Source organism: Halomonas sp. AOP13-D3-9, assembly GCF_052379125.1.
In the GTDB taxonomy this organism is placed as follows: Bacteria; Pseudomonadota; Gammaproteobacteria; order Pseudomonadales; family Halomonadaceae; genus Vreelandella.
Window position 1 is genome coordinate 52,624 of sequence record NZ_JBQSYH010000011.1, and the last position, 15,050, is coordinate 67,673.

The window sequence follows — 15,050 nt, forward strand, 5'->3', positions numbered from 1 at the left end:
CGACGCCGATTTGTACCCATCTTGCGGGCGTCCACCAGGCCAGAAGCCTAGTGAAGTGCAGCTAAAAGGGTGTGTCCAGCATTAATGGCCACCCACAAGGGTGGCTTTTTTTATTCCCACCCTACGCCTGCTCCTACTCTCCCGCACTTCGTCTTCGGCCTACCAGTAAGGCAGACGCTATGATTGAACTTAGCAACGTCAGTAAAACATATGGTAGCGGCACAAGCGCCGTCCATGCGCTTAAAGCAGCCAACCTCACTGTGCCTAAAGGCACCATTCACGGCGTCATCGGCCTTTCTGGCGCAGGTAAGTCCACGCTGATTCGCTGCGTGAATTTGCTAGAACGCCCGACAAGCGGCAGCGTCACAGTCGATGGCCAAGAAATGACCCGCTTGAGCAACGCGGCCTTAAACCGGGCGCGCCATCGTATTGGCATGATTTTTCAACACTTCAATTTGCTGACCACACGCACGGTGTTCGATAACGTTGCCCTACCCCTTGAGCTAATGGGGCAAAAACGCCACACCGTTCGCGACCGCGTTATTCCGCTACTCGACATGGTCGGCCTGACGGATAAAGCCAATCAGTACCCTGCCCAGCTTTCCGGCGGCCAAAAGCAGCGGGTTGCGATCGCCCGGGCGCTAGCCAGCAAACCGCAGGTACTGCTCTGTGATGAGGCAACCTCTGCATTAGACCCACAAACCACCAGCTCCATACTAGAACTGCTGCGCGATATTAATCACCAACTGGGCATTACCATCCTGCTGATCACCCATGAAATGGAAGTGGTCAAATCCATTTGCCACCGGGTGAGCCTGATTTCGGACGGTGAATTGGTGGAGGACTCAGAAGTCGGCGACTTCTTTACCGCCCCGCGTACCCAGCTTGGTCGGGAGTTTCTTAACGACTTCCTACAACTAACACCACCCAAAGAGCTGATCGAAAGGCTGCTTGATGCGCCCGGCGAACATACCCACCCAGTGGTACGCCTAACCTTCTCGGGCGACGCGGTCTCGACCCCGTTGATTTCCCGACTTGCCCGGGAGTGCGGCGTCGATGTCAGCATTCTGCAAGCAAAAGTAGAGTCCATTCAGGAGCGCACCCTGGGCCTGATGATTGCGGAGCTGCTGGGCTCGCCGACGCAAACTCAGCAAGCCATGCACTATCTCGAATCTCACCAATTACAAGTGGAGGTACTCGGCCATGTCCAGCGCAATGATTGATTTAATTTTACAGGCCACGCTGGATACCCTTTATATGGTGGCCGTTTCAGGGCTGATTTCTACCCTCGTTGGCCTGCCACTTGGGGTAATGCTTTACGTTACGCGTCCCCGGCAAATATTGGCGAAGCCGGTTCTTAATCAGGTGCTGAGCATTATTACCAACGTTGGCCGCTCCATCCCGTTTATTATTTTGATGGTGGCGATTATTCCCTTTACCCGCATGCTGGTGGGCACCTCGATTGGTATTAATGCCGCGTCGGTACCGCTGACGATTGCCGCTATTCCGTTTGTCGCTCGGTTGGTAGAGGCGGCGCTTAATGAAATCTCACCGGGATTAATCGAAGCCGCCCAAGCCATGGGCGCCACGCCCTGGCAAATTATTCGCAAAGTGCTGATCCCAGAGGCTCGTGGCGGGATCATGACAGGCTTAACCATTACCGTAGTGACGCTGGTCAGCTACTCTGCCATGGCAGGCGCAGTGGGCGGCGGCGGTCTCGGCGACTTGGGCATTCGCTATGGTTACAACCGCTTCAACCCTACCATTATGCTGATTACGGTGGTGATCTTGGTCATCATGGTGCAGGGCTTTCAGAGCCTGGGCGACTACTTGGTACGCAAAAGTGACCGCAAGTGACATTGCGTTCATCAATCATCCCTTATAACAAAAATGCATTAGACAGCAGTTTTTTATTGCCGCATCATTGCATCATTAAGCACAACGCCACTGGAGAGTTCTTATGCAAAAACTAATTATTGGTAGCCTTACCGCCCTGGCGCTTGCGGTTAACGTCGCCAATGCTGAAACGCGCAGCATTAAAATGGGCACCGTTGCGGGCCCTGAAACCGAAGTGATGGAAGTGGCAGCGCGCATTGCCAAAGAAGAGTACGACCTTGATGTGGAAATCATCGAGTTTACCGACTATGTCACTCCGAATGCCGCCCTGGCCGACGGCAGCTTAGATGCCAATGCCTATCAGCACGAGCCCTACTTACAGTCGATGGTCGATGACCGTGGCTATGACCTGGCCATCGCTGGCTATACGTTCGTTTACCCGATTGGCGCTTACTCAGAAAAATACGACAGCATTGATGACCTGCCTGACGGCGCACAAATCGCGCTGCCCAACGACCCTTCCAACGAAGGTCGCGCGCTGATTTTGATGCACAACGAAGGCCTGATCACCCTTAACGACCCAGAATTCCTTGAATCCACGCCTATCGATATCGCGGAAAACCCCCGCGACTTCCGTTTCCGCGAAATTGAAGCCGCCCAACTACCCCGCGTGCTGCCTGATGTGGACATGGCGTTCATCAACAACACCTTCGCACAGCCGGCCGGCTTAAGCCTGGATGACGCTTTGATCAAAGAGGGCCCCGAATCCCCTTACGTCAACCTAATCGCAGTACGCGGCGGCGACGAAGAGCGTGAAGAGATTCGCCAGCTGGTCGACGCCTATCAGCGTGATGAAGTGATCGAGAAAGCCGAAGAACTGTTCAAAGGCGCAGCCGTTCCTGGCTGGATCGAGTAACACCAGAACTCGCCATCAATAGATAACAACAGGCCGGCACGCATAGGCAATCCCCTATGCAAAAGTGTCGGCCTGTTGCGTTAGTAGCCAAGGAAGCCAAATGCAAAACAGTATTGACTACCCCTTCCTCAATCGCCAGCTCGAAGCGCTGCTCGATACACGCGACTGGCTCACCAACAGCGCGCAAACCTGCGCCTTTATTCAGCAACAGCTTAGCGACCTTAACTGGGTAGGCTTTTATCTTCAGCGCCAGCCTGATGTTTTAGGCCTAGGCCCATTTCAGGGGCAGCCCGCCTGCCATCCGATACCCTATAGCAAAGGCGTTTGCGGGGCGGCCGCTCGTCAACAAACCACCCAGCGAGTGGACGACGTGCATGCGGTCGCCGACCATATTGCCTGCGACGCCAACTCTCGCTCTGAGCTAGTGGTTCCCATCGTGGTGGATGGCCGCCTGTGGGGCGTACTCGACCTGGATAGCCCGCTGCATGCCCGCTTCAGCCAACAAGACCAAGCAGGCCTTGAAGCACTGGTAGCAACGTTTATGCGTCAAACTGATCTGCCCAATCTGATTGAGCCCGCCACATAACGCCCACGCAAAAACGCCCCAAGCAGCAAATGCCTGGGGCGTTTTTGATAAAAGCTGGTAGGACCAGGCGGATTTGAACCGCCGACCTCCACGATGTCAACGTGGCGCTCTAACCAACTGAGCTATGGTCCTGAAAAGAGGTGTTGGCGCTAGATTGGTAGAACCAGGCGGATTTGAACCGCCGACCTCCACGATGTCAACGTGGCGCTCTAACCAACTGAGCTATGGTTCTATTAGGCTATCGATTAGATTATCTGTTTAAACTATCTAGAGTGCGCTATTTTGACACCGCACGCCTTGCAACGGATGCACATTTTACGCTTTCATCGCTGAATTGCAAGCTCTTTTCGTTTGCGCACACCCTTCTCCCAAGCATTAACCCCATTACGAATAGATGTTCAATTCGACACCTGCAACCTTCTAGCGCTAGGCTTAGCGCTTCAATATACAGAGTGTTATCGATAGGGAGATAAACCATGCTGGGGATTTTGCTAGGAAGCATAGCGATCGCGCTGTTATTGGCGACGTTGATCGCACGCATACATTTACACTGGTGGTGGATTCGCAGTTTTGAATTTCCACGCCTGCAGATCGCGTTTCTAGCCTTAATCACCTGGATATTAACCGTTACCCTGGTTGAAACGGGCCCATGGCTATGGGTGGCCCTACTCGCCTCGGGCATCACTTTACTGGTGCAAGTTTACTATATCCTGCCATGGACGCCGCTGTGGCCTGTGCAGGTTAAAACGGCAGAGAGTGACGATGCCGATAAAAAGATCACGCTGCTAATCGCCAATGTGCTGACCCCTAATCGCCAGGCCCAAGCGCTGATCGATATGATCAAACAGCATCAGCCAGACATTGTATTAACACTGGAGTCCGACCAGTGGTGGCAGGATCAGTTGGATCCGGCACTCGCTGAGCAGTGGCCGCACAGTGTTAAAATTCCGCTCGACAATCTCTACGGCATGCACCTTTACTCGCATCTGGAGCTCACCGACACCTCCGTTGAGTGGCTGATTCAAGACGACATTCCGTCCATTCATACCCGAGTAACGCTAGCCAACGGCGAGAGTATTCGCTTCTACGCGCTGCATCCCCGGCCACCGGCGCCCAGCGAGAGTGAAAAATCCCTGTGGCGGGATGCTGAGCTGCTGCTGGTGGGTAAAAAGATTCATGAGGATCCGCGTGCAACGCTGGTTGCTGGGGATCTGAACGATGTGGCGTGGTCGCGTACTACACGGCTTTTTTGCCGTGTTGGCGGCATGCTAGACCCACGCCGGGGACGCGGGTTGTTCAGCACCTTTCATGCTAAACACCCCGCGTTGCGCTGGCCGCTCGATCATATCTTTGTCACCGAGCACTTTACCTTGGTCGGCATGCAGCGGCTTCACTACTTCGGTTCCGACCACTTCCCGATACTGGCCACCTTTTGCTATCGACCCTCGCGCCAAGACGAGCATGAAACGCCTGAAGCCGATGCCGAGGAGCGCAGCGAAGCCAGCGAAACGATACAGGAAGGTAAAACCGAACAGCAGGAAACCTGAGCGCTGGCGAGCTTACTTCAGCTAACCTGATTCGTGTTACTCGGGGATGCCTCCCTGAGTTAACGCGGCCGGATCCAGCAGTCGCTCTAGCGTCTCTCGGTCAAGGTCAGTCTTCTCCTCTGCCACATCAATAATTGGCCGCCCCGCCTGGTAAGCCTCTTTGGCAATCGCCGCGGCGGCGTTATAGCCAATGGCGCCATTTAACGCCGTCACCAAGATGGGATTCCTTGCCAGCGGGCCTTTTAAGTTATCTTCACGAACCTTAAAGGTGGCAATCGCACGGTCAGCCAGCAGCCGTGCGGTATTACTCATCAAGCTAATTGAGGTAAGCAAATTGGAAGCCACCAGCGGCAGCATTACGTTTAACTGAAAATTGCCACTCTGGCCTGCGACGGTAATCGCGGCATCCAGGCCTATGACTTGTGCGGCGGCCTGAGCGGCCGACTCGGGAATAACCGGGTTAACTTTCCCTGGCATAATCGAACTACCGGGCTGTAGCGCCTCGAGCTCAATTTCCCCTAGCCCAGCCAGCGGCCCTGAATTCATCCAGCGCAAATCGTTAGCAATTTTCATAATGACGCAGGCCAAGCCTTTTAACTGCCCGGAAAGCTCTACCGCTGCATCCTGTGACGAGAGGCTGGCAAAGAAGCTGTCGTTAGGGGTGAACATCAATCCCGTCTGTTCGCTCAGCTCTTGCGCGATCTGCTCAGCAAAACCGATAGGAGCGTTGATCCCGGTACCTACGGCGGTGCCGCCCTGGGCTAACCGACACAGCCTTTTCATGGCGCTATCAAAGCGCTCAATGGCCTGGCTTAATTGGCTTGACCAGGCGCCCAGCTCTTGATCCATACGTAGTGGCATGGCATCCATGAGGTGAGTGCGGCCGGTTTTAACCACGTGGCTCAGCTCACTGGCGCGCTGGTCGATGGTGTCGCGCAGGTGAACCAGAGCTGGGCGTAGCGATTCGTGCACCGCAATGGCAGCCGACAGATGAATCGCTGTGGGAATCACATCATTGCTGGACTGCCCCATATTGACGTGATCGTTCGGGGTGACCTCGATGCCCTCTCGGCTGGCCAATGTCGCCAACACTTCGTTGACGTTCATATTGGTGGAGGTACCCGAACCGGTTTGAAATACGTCGATGGGGAAATGCTGGTCGTGCTTGCCCGTTAATACTTCGCGCGCGGCTTTTTGAATCGCCTCACCGCGGGCGCTATCAAGCCCCCCTAGCGTTTGATTTGCCCGGGCTGCCGCGAGCTTGATGCGGGCGACGGCGTGAATAAAGGCTGGGGGCATAGGCGAATGAGAGACGGGAAAGTTATTAATTGCCCGCTGGGTCTGAGCGCCATAAAGGGCTTCAGCAGGTACTTCCAGTTCGCCCATGCTATCGCGTTCCATCCGTGTTGCCATTGCTCTTTCTCCCATCAGTGAGATTAGTAGTGCTGTCTATCTGAGCCTAGAACCACTCTTTCGTTCGCTAGCGCAAAGCCACATCGACCACCTTCAAGCTAGCGGGTTAGGCGAGCCGGGTAAACCCGCCTCGCTGCTAGTTGGGTAAATGCTAAAAGCCAAATGTTGCACTGCACAAAAAGAGTTGCTATGCTGCAACGCAAGATAGCTTAAAAAGCTAACCACTCAACAAGCAGCGCCAACCTCTGGATAGCTGCTTTTGGCAAGACCAAACCCTGGAGGGTATGACGATGCGCACATTAAATACTAACGAAATGACTCAGCAGTTTGACAATATGTTTATGGCGCCGGTACGCGCTTATATGGCGCTGAGCATCGATTACAGCGAAAAAATGCTTAACGCTCAAATGGACGCCAGCAAAGCCTATGTCGATACCGGCATTGCGCAAATGCGTCAAATGATGGACGTTAAAGACGCGGAAGGTCTGCGCAGCTACATGGAAGGCCAGCAAAAAGTGGCTAAAGAGCTGGCTGAGCGTGTTAAGGGCGATACCGATAAAGTCGTATCGCTGCAGCAGGACTTTATCCAGAAAAGTCAGAAAATTACCGAAGACAACGTCAAGCAGGCGCAAACCGCCGCTAGCAAGTTAAGCAAAACCGCTTAACCGCTTATCGACTAAGCAAGCTGGTCAGTTAAGACGTATAAAACGCCTCTGTTAGCCCTCGCTGACAGGGGCGTTTTAGTGTCTGGCTTTTAACCAGCGAGCGGCCTCACCATCCGAGGGCAGATTTCACAAACGGAATGGTTAGCTTGCGCTTGGCTGACAGCGATGCTTTATCCAGCGTTTCCACCGCGCGGCACAGCTCACCCAACTCGCGGGGGCCACGATGTAAAATATAGCGCCCAACATCATCAGGTAGCTGCATCCCCCTCACGCTGGCGCGCAGTTTTAAAGCGGCCAAACGCTCATCGTCATCGTCTAAAGGGTGAACGTGGAACGTCACTCCCCAGGTCAACCGCGACGCCAAATCGGGTAACACCACGTTAAGCTGTCGCGGGGAGGCACTGGCGGCAATCACTAATTTTTTGCCCGCATCTCTTAGCCGGTTAAAGGCGTGAAACAGCGCTTCCTCCCAGCGCTTGCGACCCATCACGCACTCCAGGTCATCAATGGCGACAATATCCAGGCGTTCTATATCTTCCAGCATTAAGGGCGGGAAGTGGCCCAAGTCATCCAGCGGTAAGTAAAGCGCGCGTTTATCGGCATCTGATGCCGCATGGCACGCCGCCTGGAGCAGATGGCTACGCCCCACCCCTGGCGCCCCCCATAAGTAAAGAAACTGCTCCCCCTCAGGGGTGAGCTGCTGGGTAAGGTGTTCCACCAGCGGGGTATTCGAACGCGCTACATAGTAGTTATCAAAGGTCGCGTCATCGCGCAGGCCAATTCCCAGAGGAAGCTGTGCCGGTACTCGGCTCATGGTGACTCCCGTCCATCATGATGTCCCAGCTCATCATGGTGCGAAGAACTGACCTCAATGATTGAGCTATGTTTGTCGGTATTATTTTCGTCGTATAGCTCGCTATCCTGATAGCGAACCTTCACCTCTTTTAGCAGCACTAGGATCACCGCGGCCACCGGCAGCGCCAACAACACCCCTGTTAAGCCGAACAGATTGCCCCCCGCCAATACGGCAAATATAACCGCGACCGGGTGCAGGCCAATTTTATCACCCAATAATTTAGGCTGTAGAATCACGCTCTCGGCCATTTGACCAATACTAAACACCAGGATAACCCCTAGCACCGCCCACCAGGTGGCGTATTGAAACAGCGCGACAACAAGCGCAATCACCAAGCCAACAATAAAGCCCAAGAACGGCACAATGCTAACCAGCCCGGACACAAAGCCGATCAACAGACCAAAATTCAGCCCCATCAGTGTTAAGCCCACTGCATAAATAATCCCTAAACAGAGCATCACCAGCAGTTGCCCACGTAAAAACGACGACAGCACCTCATCGCAGCGACGCGCCAGCCGGAAGGTGTCGTCCGCCCACTGGCGGGGTATGAGGTTAGCGATATTGGTCAGCAGCCGGTTCCAGTCCAACAGCAAATAGAAGGTAACCACCGGGATCAGTGCCACATAGGTGATCCAAGACGCAAAGGCCATACCGGAACGGCCTATGTGACCAAGCGCCTGGGCTAAGTAGCCGCCAGCATCACGCCAGTTTTCGACCAGCGTCTCACGCACATTAGTTAACTCCGCGCTTAAGTCATAGCCTGTCCACTCTTGTACCTGAGGAGCGAGCGTATTTTCTACCCAATTAAAGATACCAGGGATAGCCTCGCCCAGCTGTTTAAGCTGCTGAACAAGCAGCGGTATTAATATCAACAGGCTCGCCACAAGCACGATCAAAAGTACTAAAAACACGCTACTCACCGCGACGGGCCGATTCATGCCCCAGCGTTGGAAACGATTAGCCAGCGGATCAGCTAAGTAAGCGAGAATCATCCCAGCAATAAAAGGCATCAGAACCGCATCTAACAAATAGATTAAACCGCCTATCACCACCAAAAATAGGACACCCCACCAAGAATTCCGCATAGTTCCCTCTCTAACGTGAATTTAAACTGCTGTTTTGCGCTTATCATGACTAGGTGCGCTTATCGCTACTGTTGTTACTCATCTACTCTGGCGCATCTACGCTTACTTACTTACCTACTCTCGCTTACTTACTCTCACTTGCCTACTCTCGCTTGCCTACTATGCCGGATATTAAGGAAAGTCGCTCGTACGCTTTTCATCCTATGCAACAGCGGTGCGACACGGACCTCTGAGTGTTACAATCCGCTCCAGTTACTTCCAGCACTGGCTCTTCGCCAGCACTACTAGCACCGCTATTTGCTTCACAGGATCTGTCATGACCGAGACCTCTTCTTCTTCGTCTACTCCTTCCCTCAGCTATAAGGACGCAGGCGTCGATATTGATGCCGGTAACGCCCTGGTTGACCGCATTAAACACGTTGCCAAACGCACGACTCGCCCAGAAGTCATGGGTGGCCTTGGCGGTTTTGGCGCGCTATGCGAAATACCGGCGGGCTACCGGCAGCCCGTACTTGTCTCAGGTACCGATGGCGTCGGCACCAAGCTGCGCCTGGCGATGGACCTTGGCAAACACGACACCATCGGTATTGACTTGGTCGCTATGTGTGTCAACGATCTCATCGTAGCGGGCGCCGAACCGCTACTATTTCTCGACTACTATGCCACGGGTAAGCTTGATGTGGATATTGCTGCTGACGTTGTCACCGGCATTGGCGCTGGTTGCGAACTGGCAGGCTGCGCCCTGGTAGGCGGCGAAACCGCCGAAATGCCGGGCATGTACGCAGGTAGTGACTACGATTTAGCGGGTTTTTGCGTGGGCGTCGTTGAAAAAGCCGACATCTTAGATGGCAGTAAAGTGGCCGAAGGCGATGTCATTTTGGGGCTTGCGTCATCCGGGCCACACTCCAACGGCTACTCGCTGATTCGTAAAATTCTCGAGGTCAGCGACGCTTCGCTAGCAACCGACATCGAGGGCAAAACCCTCGGCGATGCGCTGATGGCTCCTACCCGCATCTATGTTAAATCACTGCTCTCCTTAATGCGCGGCAGCGATATTGCCGTACACGCGCTCTCGCACATCACCGGTGGCGGGCTGCTTGAAAACATTCCCCGCGTACTGCCCGACAACCTCGCGGCGCACATTGATATTGCCAGCTGGCAGCGCCCAGCCGTATTTGATTGGCTGCAGGCAAACGGCAACGTGAGTGAAACCGAAATGCACCGCGTGCTTAACTGCGGTATTGGCATGGTGGTTGTGGTACCGCAACAGCAAGCAGAGCAGGCGGTGGCGCATCTGGAAGCCGAAGGCGAATCCGTTTATCGCCTAGGCCAGATCGTTGAGCGCCAAGGGGACGCCGTTATTCTGGAGAACCTCTCGGCATGACCAATACGGACTACCAGAGCGATACCATTAAAGACGTAACGCCAGAGCCCCTCGGCGCACGCCGTATCGTGGTGCTTATCTCAGGCAGTGGCAGCAATCTGCAGGCGCTGATTGATGCTCAGTCTCACGACCGCTTAGGCGGCGGTGAGATTGTCGCGGTGATTTCCAATATCGCTGACGCCTATGGCCTGAAGCGCGCCCATGAAGCGGGCATTGAAGCGGTCGCGCTTCCTCATCGGGAGTACGATAGCCGCGAAGCTTACGACGGCGCTTTAATCAAAGTCATCGAGCGCCACGAGCCGGACCTGATCATCCTGGCGGGCTTTATGCGCATTTTGACGCCTCGCTTTGTGCAGCGCTTCCTGGGTCGAATGCTGAACATCCACCCTTCGCTGCTGCCAGCTTACCAAGGGCTCAACACCCACGCCCGCGCCCTGGCAGACGGTATTGCCAGCCACGGCTGTAGCGTTCACTTCGTTACCGAAGAGCTAGACGGTGGCCCGGTAGTACTGCAGGCGGAGCTGCTGGTCAGCGATGACGACAGCGCGGAAACACTGCAAGAGAAGGTTCGCGCCCGCGAGCATCTGATCTATCCCATTGCAGTGCAGTGGTTTTTGGAAGGTCGGCTGCAGTTCAGCGCCGAAGGCGCCAAGATGGATGGCCATCTGCTGCCGGAACACGGTATGCGGCTCTCCCACGCCGACGCAGCGGAAGAGCTTGATGAAGAAGTCGACGAAGAGTCCTAGGGCTAGACTGGTATCATCGCTATAAGCATTAAAAAGCGCCTTACGGTTTTGCCGTAAGGCGCTTTTTTTAACAATACACTTCGGAGGGCTAGGTACGCGGCAAAGTAACGCCACGCTGACCCATATACTTCCCGCCGCGGTCTTTATACGACGTTTCGCACACCTCATCAGACTCTAGGAACAGCATCTGCGCGACGCCCTCATGGGCATAGATTTTTGCCGGCAGATTGGTGGTGTTAGAGAATTCCAGTGTAACGTGGCCTTCCCACTCGGGCTCCAGCGGCGTCACGTTAACAATAATGCCACAGCGCGCGTAGGTGGATTTACCCAGACAAATCGTCAGCACGTTACGGGGAATGCGAAAGTACTCCACCGTGCGCGCCAGCGCGAAAGAGTTGGGCGGAATAATGCATACGTCGCCTTGAATATCGACGAAGCTTTTCGCATCGAACGCTTTGGGGTCGACAATCGCTGAGTGAATATTAGTGAAGACTTTAAATTCATCTGAGCAGCGCACGTCGTAGCCATAGCTAGACGTGCCGTAGGAGATAACCCGCTGGTCATTCACATAGCGTACTTGCTCGGCTTCAAACGGCTCGATCATCGCGTCGCTTTTGGCCATGCGACGAATCCAATTATCAGATTTGATACTCATTTATTTCGTTATCACTCACTAAAAGAAATAGTTGGGCCGTCGCCTTGGTTCGCACTCACCGCCTCAGCGACTTTTTGGGCAATTGCCGCGAAGGTTTGGCTCACCGAGCCTTCAGGTTCAGACACGACGCTTGGGCGCCCCGAATCCGTTAGTTCACGGATGGAGAGCGTCAGCGGCAATCGTCCAAGCACTTGGGTATCGTATTCCTGGGCGATACTGTCGCCACCGCCAGTGCCGAAAATAGCCGCTTCGTGGCCGCAATTTTCACAGTGGTAGAGACTCATATTCTCTACCACGCCAAGCACCGGCACATTAACCTTGCGGAACATTTCGATACCTTTACGGGCATCTAACAACGCGATGTCCTGGGGGGTGGTCACAATTACCGCGCCCGCGACCGGCACTTTCTGTGCCAGGGTCAGTTGGATATCACCGGTGCCTGGGGGCATATCGATCAACAGAAAATCGAGATTATCCCATTGGGTCTGGGTCAACATCTGCTGGAATGCGCCCACTACCATCGGCCCACGCCACACCATTGGCTCGCGAGTATTGACCATAAACGCCATCGACATAGCCTGAATACCATGGGCCTGGAGCGGTAGAAATTTGTCATTACTGGCTGCCTGTGGGCGCGTGCCCTCTTTAACACCGAGCATTTGCGCCTGACTGGGCCCGTAGATATCCGCATCCAGGACACCCACGCGGTAGCCTTGTGCTGCCAAGGCTAATGCCAAATTAACGGTGACGGTGGATTTTCCCACACCGCCCTTGCCCGATGCCACTGCAATAATATGCTTAACCCCATCCATTCAATGGCACTCCTCGTTTGATGCTGTTAACAACTGCATTTGGATTTGTGTGAATGATACGCCTCGTAGCCCCAATCATAAACCAACACAAGAGGGCGGATGCCGGTTCCCCGACATCCGCCCTCACTTTGCTAACGTGAAAGATGCGTTAGCGTATTACGCTTTAGCCAACAATTAGCCAGCGTTTTGCTGCGACTCTTCACTACCACCATCGCTGTCGTTGGCGCTTTCACTTGAAGAGCCCGAAGATCCTTCATCTGAAGAACTTTCTGCTGATGAACCCTCCGCTGATGAACCCTCTTCAGAGCCGCCGTTCTGTGAAGAGCTGTTCTGTGAAGAGCTGTTCTGTGAAGAGCTGCCCTGTGAAGATGAGGTAGCCTCACCCGCTGACTGCTCCGCATCGGCCAAGCGACTGTCGAGCGTCGACAACTCATCGCGCCATTCACTTAACTGGCTCTCTAAACGCGCGAGCTGGCTTTCCCGCTCTTCGATATCGCTCTCAACGCTTGCCACCTCTTCACGCCCCATGTCCAGAGCGACCATGACGTCATCCAACTCACTACGCACCTGATTCAAGCTCTGCTCTTCCTCTTCACGTAGCGCCGTTAGCGAATCAACATCATTTTGCAGTTCATCGCGCTCACTGGTGAGTGAGTCGCGCTCATTTTGCAACTCATCGAGCTCGCTTTGGGTAGTTGAAATTTCCTCTTTCAAGCCGCTCAACTCGTCGTTGGCTTGACTGATCTGCTCTTCAAGGGCGGACAGCTCCTCTTGAGTATTACCCAGCTCTTCCACTGCCTGCTGACGCTGTTGCTCGGCTTCCTGGCGAGCGGCCTCAGCTTCCTGACGGGCTTCTTCAGCGCTATCACGCGCTTCTTCCACTTGCTGAAGGGCGCTCTCCGCCTCATCCCGCGTGCTGGTGATCTCATCACGCTCTTCACGCAGCGCGGTCATCTCGCTCTCGGCGCTCTCTACTTGGTCATTAAGCGAGGCAACTTCTTCTTCCAGCGCAGCTCGCTCAGACTCAAGCTCCTCTAAACGCGACTGCACATCACTGACGTTGCCTTGGGCACTTTCAAGCGACGAGCTGGCTTCTTGCTGCTGCGTCTCCAGGGAGGCCATCTCCTCCTGCAGCGCGGCTAAATTGCTTTCAGCTTCCTCGATTTCGTTAATGCGCTGGCTCATTTGGCTGTTTTCTTGCTCAGCGCTGGCAAGCTGCTCTTCTAAACTATCGACGCGATCCTGACGGGAGCCTGCGTTTGACTGCGCCATAATCGCCCAGATAACCGCGATGGCGGCGATACCGGCAATCGCTTTTACGCGGTTATCCTGAAAGAGGGTTTTCATGTCCGACTTTTTAGCCGGCTCTGGCTTGTTGGCAGGCGACTGGTGATCCGGTTGGTTTGCTTCCGACATTATGCGTTCCTCTATGGTCTGAGCTAACTTTTGTCAAAGCTAACGTTTGTCAAAGCTAGTGATGATCAACTGCTTGCTAATCAAATCCGTAGATCATGCGCTAACCGTAAACGATCTCCCCCCTTCAGCATACACAGCTCTCTGCATCTAGCCAGTCTGTTTGCAAAATCGTGTACAAATGTTGCAATTACGTTACTGAGACAAACAGGAATAATGATTATTTCAATCGGAAGAGGGATGTTTTCCTTCATGAAAGCCCGAGGCCTCCCCATTCAGCACATCAAACCAATCCAGCGTGGTGTGCAGGGATACCACGCTGCCCACTATCATCAGCGTAGGCGGCTTAATATGACCTGCCAAGAAAGCACCTGGTAGCGCCGATAGCGACCCTACGTGGGTAAGCTGTTGGCGGGTGGTTCCCTGCTCAATGAGCGCCAGCGGTGTTTCGGGCGCTAAGCCGTGCTCAATCAGTGCTTGGCTGATCACCCTAACGCTGCCCAGCCCCATATAAAACACCAAGGTTTGCCCAGGCCGCGCTAGCGCATCCCAGTCAAGCTCACACTCGCCCTGCTGCAAATGCCCGGTGACAAAACGCACCGACTGGGCATGATCGCGATGGGTTAAGGGAATACCTGCATACGCGGCACAGCCTGAGGCTGCGGTCACCCCTGGAATCACTTCCACGCTCACTTGTGCCGCCACCAGTGCTTCAAGCTCTTCTCCGCCGCGGCCAAAAATAAACGGGTCGCCGCCTTTCAAGCGCACGACACGCTTACCCTGCTGGGCCCACTTGACTAGCGCCTGATTAATACCCTCTTGGGGAACGCTGTGCAGCGAGCGTGCCTTACCCACATAAAAGCGCTGCGCCTGTGGCGGTATAAAGGCGACAATTTCATCGCTAACCAAGCGGTCGTAGAGCACCACTTCAGCGGACTGAAGGCGCTTATACGCTTTTAGCGTTAACAATTCCGGATCGCCAGGGCCTGCGCCCACTAAACTAACCAAGCCGTATGGCGGAGACGTTTGCTCTCGTCCTGCTTCCAAGAAACCACCCCAGGAATAAAAAAGGTTTTTGATATGCAAAAAAGTAATTAATTTTACCACTAAATACCAATAACGCCTTGCCTGTTGCT

Annotated in this window: 15 protein-coding genes and 2 tRNA genes; 8 read left to right on the plus strand and 9 right to left on the minus strand. The window is 54.2% G+C overall.

Features of this window, described 5'->3' with window-relative positions:
- The first annotated feature begins 179 nt into the window (after positions 1 to 179).
- The 4 genes from ACT3UM_RS13450 to ACT3UM_RS13465 all read left to right on the plus strand — a co-directional run bounded on the left by ACT3UM_RS13450 (position 180) and on the right by ACT3UM_RS13465 (position 3,338).
- Positions 180 to 1,223 (plus strand): methionine ABC transporter ATP-binding protein, encoded by a 1,044-nt coding sequence (locus ACT3UM_RS13450; RefSeq protein ID WP_498899539.1) that lies wholly within the window; start codon positions 180 to 182, stop codon positions 1,221 to 1,223.
- Positions 1,204 to 1,857 carry a methionine ABC transporter permease gene (locus tag ACT3UM_RS13455; RefSeq protein WP_007114418.1) on the plus strand — a complete coding sequence of 218 codons (654 nt, stop codon included), beginning with the start codon at positions 1,204 to 1,206 and terminating at the stop codon, positions 1,855 to 1,857. The genes ACT3UM_RS13450 and ACT3UM_RS13455 overlap by 20 nt, the downstream gene beginning before the upstream one ends.
- A gap of 103 nt (positions 1,858 to 1,960) precedes the next feature.
- Positions 1,961 to 2,752 carry a MetQ/NlpA family ABC transporter substrate-binding protein gene (locus ACT3UM_RS13460; protein WP_007114419.1) on the plus strand — a complete coding sequence of 264 codons (792 nt, stop codon included), beginning with the start codon at positions 1,961 to 1,963 and terminating at the stop codon, positions 2,750 to 2,752.
- A 100-nt stretch (positions 2,753 to 2,852) separates the two neighbouring features.
- Positions 2,853 to 3,338 carry a GAF domain-containing protein gene (locus tag ACT3UM_RS13465; RefSeq protein ID WP_498899542.1) on the plus strand — a complete coding sequence of 162 codons (486 nt, stop codon included), beginning with the start codon at positions 2,853 to 2,855 and terminating at the stop codon, positions 3,336 to 3,338.
- 55 nt (positions 3,339 to 3,393) lie between these two features.
- Here the strand turns inward: ACT3UM_RS13465 and ACT3UM_RS13470 are convergent.
- Together ACT3UM_RS13470 and ACT3UM_RS13475 are read right to left on the minus strand one after the other, a co-directional pair.
- Positions 3,394 to 3,470, minus strand: a tRNA-Val gene (locus tag ACT3UM_RS13470).
- A 23-nt stretch (positions 3,471 to 3,493) separates the two neighbouring features.
- Positions 3,494 to 3,570: transfer RNA gene (locus ACT3UM_RS13475), tRNA-Val, on the minus strand.
- Between the two features lie 244 nt (positions 3,571 to 3,814).
- Between ACT3UM_RS13475 and ACT3UM_RS13480 the strand changes: the two genes are divergently transcribed.
- Positions 3,815 to 4,885, plus strand: coding sequence for an endonuclease/exonuclease/phosphatase family protein (locus tag ACT3UM_RS13480; protein ID WP_035579657.1), 1,071 nt, complete (start codon positions 3,815 to 3,817; stop codon positions 4,883 to 4,885).
- Positions 4,886 to 4,921: 36 nt separating this feature from the next.
- On the opposite strand, the gene ACT3UM_RS13485 is transcribed toward ACT3UM_RS13480, so the two are convergent.
- Positions 4,922 to 6,298 carry a class II fumarate hydratase gene (locus tag ACT3UM_RS13485; RefSeq protein ID WP_035579659.1) on the minus strand — a complete coding sequence of 459 codons (1,377 nt, stop codon included), beginning with the start codon at positions 6,296 to 6,298 and terminating at the stop codon, positions 4,922 to 4,924.
- Positions 6,299 to 6,588: 290 nt separating this feature from the next.
- On the opposite strand from ACT3UM_RS13485, the gene ACT3UM_RS13490 reads away from it, so the two are divergent.
- Positions 6,589 to 6,963 (plus strand): phasin family protein, encoded by a 375-nt coding sequence (locus tag ACT3UM_RS13490; protein ID WP_064233518.1) that lies wholly within the window; start codon positions 6,589 to 6,591, stop codon positions 6,961 to 6,963.
- Positions 6,964 to 7,069: 106 nt separating this feature from the next.
- Here the strand turns inward: ACT3UM_RS13490 and hda are convergent, their stop codons facing one another.
- Together hda and ACT3UM_RS13500 are read right to left on the minus strand one after the other, a co-directional pair.
- Positions 7,070 to 7,777: a DnaA regulatory inactivator Hda gene (hda, locus tag ACT3UM_RS13495; RefSeq protein WP_035579662.1), complete on the minus strand. Its 708-nt coding sequence runs from the start codon at positions 7,775 to 7,777 to the stop codon at positions 7,070 to 7,072.
- Positions 7,774 to 8,904, minus strand: coding sequence for an AI-2E family transporter (locus ACT3UM_RS13500; protein ID WP_498899545.1), 1,131 nt, complete (start codon positions 8,902 to 8,904; stop codon positions 7,774 to 7,776). The genes hda and ACT3UM_RS13500 overlap by 4 nt, the downstream gene beginning before the upstream one ends.
- 316 nt (positions 8,905 to 9,220) lie before the next feature.
- Between ACT3UM_RS13500 and purM the strand changes: the two genes are divergently transcribed.
- Together purM and purN are read left to right on the plus strand one after the other, a co-directional pair.
- A complete protein-coding gene (gene purM / locus ACT3UM_RS13505) occupies positions 9,221 to 10,288 on the plus strand; it encodes a phosphoribosylformylglycinamidine cyclo-ligase (protein WP_498899547.1) in 1,068 nt (355 codons plus the stop codon).
- The gene (gene purN / locus ACT3UM_RS13510; RefSeq protein WP_498899549.1) at positions 10,285 to 11,034 is read left to right on the plus strand and encodes a phosphoribosylglycinamide formyltransferase; all 750 of its coding nucleotides are present in this window, start codon (positions 10,285 to 10,287) and stop codon (positions 11,032 to 11,034) included. The genes purM and purN overlap by 4 nt, the downstream gene beginning before the upstream one ends.
- Before the next feature lie 88 nt (positions 11,035 to 11,122).
- On the opposite strand, the gene dcd is transcribed toward purN, so the two are convergent.
- The 4 genes from dcd to cobA all read right to left on the minus strand — a co-directional run bounded on the left by dcd (position 11,123) and on the right by cobA (position 14,961).
- The gene (gene dcd / locus ACT3UM_RS13515) at positions 11,123 to 11,689 is read right to left on the minus strand and encodes a dCTP deaminase (protein WP_498899551.1); all 567 of its coding nucleotides are present in this window, start codon (positions 11,687 to 11,689) and stop codon (positions 11,123 to 11,125) included.
- Positions 11,690 to 11,700: 11 nt separating this feature from the next.
- Positions 11,701 to 12,501 (minus strand): iron-sulfur cluster carrier protein ApbC, encoded by an 801-nt coding sequence (gene apbC, locus ACT3UM_RS13520; RefSeq protein WP_050713426.1) that lies wholly within the window; start codon positions 12,499 to 12,501, stop codon positions 11,701 to 11,703.
- 174 nt (positions 12,502 to 12,675) lie between these two features.
- Positions 12,676 to 13,917, minus strand: a complete 1,242-nt coding sequence (locus ACT3UM_RS13525; RefSeq protein ID WP_498899553.1) for a coiled-coil domain-containing protein — start codon at positions 13,915 to 13,917, stop codon at positions 12,676 to 12,678.
- Positions 13,918 to 14,139: 222 nt separating this feature from the next.
- Positions 14,140 to 14,961 (minus strand): uroporphyrinogen-III C-methyltransferase, encoded by an 822-nt coding sequence (cobA, locus tag ACT3UM_RS13530; RefSeq protein WP_498899555.1) that lies wholly within the window; start codon positions 14,959 to 14,961, stop codon positions 14,140 to 14,142.
- Positions 14,962 to 15,050 lie beyond the last annotated feature (89 nt).

What these genes read in the sequence shown, in the direction of transcription:
- ACT3UM_RS13485 (WP_035579659.1), bottom strand. Translation starts at nt 6,298, where the DNA reads ATGGCAACACGGATGGAACGCGATAGCATGGGCGAACTGGAAGTACCT.
- dcd (WP_498899551.1), bottom strand. Translation starts at nt 11,689, where the DNA reads ATGAGTATCAAATCTGATAATTGGATTCGTCGCATGGCCAAAAGCGAC.
- ACT3UM_RS13525 (WP_498899553.1), bottom strand. Translation starts at nt 13,917, where the DNA reads ATGTCGGAAGCAAACCAACCGGATCACCAGTCGCCTGCCAACAAGCCA.
- ACT3UM_RS13465 (WP_498899542.1), top strand. Translation starts at nt 2,853, where the DNA reads ATGCAAAACAGTATTGACTACCCCTTCCTCAATCGCCAGCTCGAAGCG.
- ACT3UM_RS13490 (WP_064233518.1), top strand. Translation starts at nt 6,589, where the DNA reads ATGCGCACATTAAATACTAACGAAATGACTCAGCAGTTTGACAATATG.
- ACT3UM_RS13500 (WP_498899545.1), bottom strand. Translation starts at nt 8,904, where the DNA reads ATGCGGAATTCTTGGTGGGGTGTCCTATTTTTGGTGGTGATAGGCGGT.
- purM (WP_498899547.1), top strand. Translation starts at nt 9,221, where the DNA reads ATGACCGAGACCTCTTCTTCTTCGTCTACTCCTTCCCTCAGCTATAAG.
- hda (WP_035579662.1), bottom strand. Translation starts at nt 7,777, where the DNA reads ATGAGCCGAGTACCGGCACAGCTTCCTCTGGGAATTGGCCTGCGCGAT.
- ACT3UM_RS13455 (WP_007114418.1), top strand. Translation starts at nt 1,204, where the DNA reads ATGTCCAGCGCAATGATTGATTTAATTTTACAGGCCACGCTGGATACC.
- ACT3UM_RS13450 (WP_498899539.1), top strand. Translation starts at nt 180, where the DNA reads ATGATTGAACTTAGCAACGTCAGTAAAACATATGGTAGCGGCACAAGC.
- apbC (WP_050713426.1), bottom strand. Translation starts at nt 12,501, where the DNA reads ATGGATGGGGTTAAGCATATTATTGCAGTGGCATCGGGCAAGGGCGGT.
- ACT3UM_RS13460 (WP_007114419.1), top strand. Translation starts at nt 1,961, where the DNA reads ATGCAAAAACTAATTATTGGTAGCCTTACCGCCCTGGCGCTTGCGGTT.
- purN (WP_498899549.1), top strand. Translation starts at nt 10,285, where the DNA reads ATGACCAATACGGACTACCAGAGCGATACCATTAAAGACGTAACGCCA.
- ACT3UM_RS13480 (WP_035579657.1), top strand. Translation starts at nt 3,815, where the DNA reads ATGCTGGGGATTTTGCTAGGAAGCATAGCGATCGCGCTGTTATTGGCG.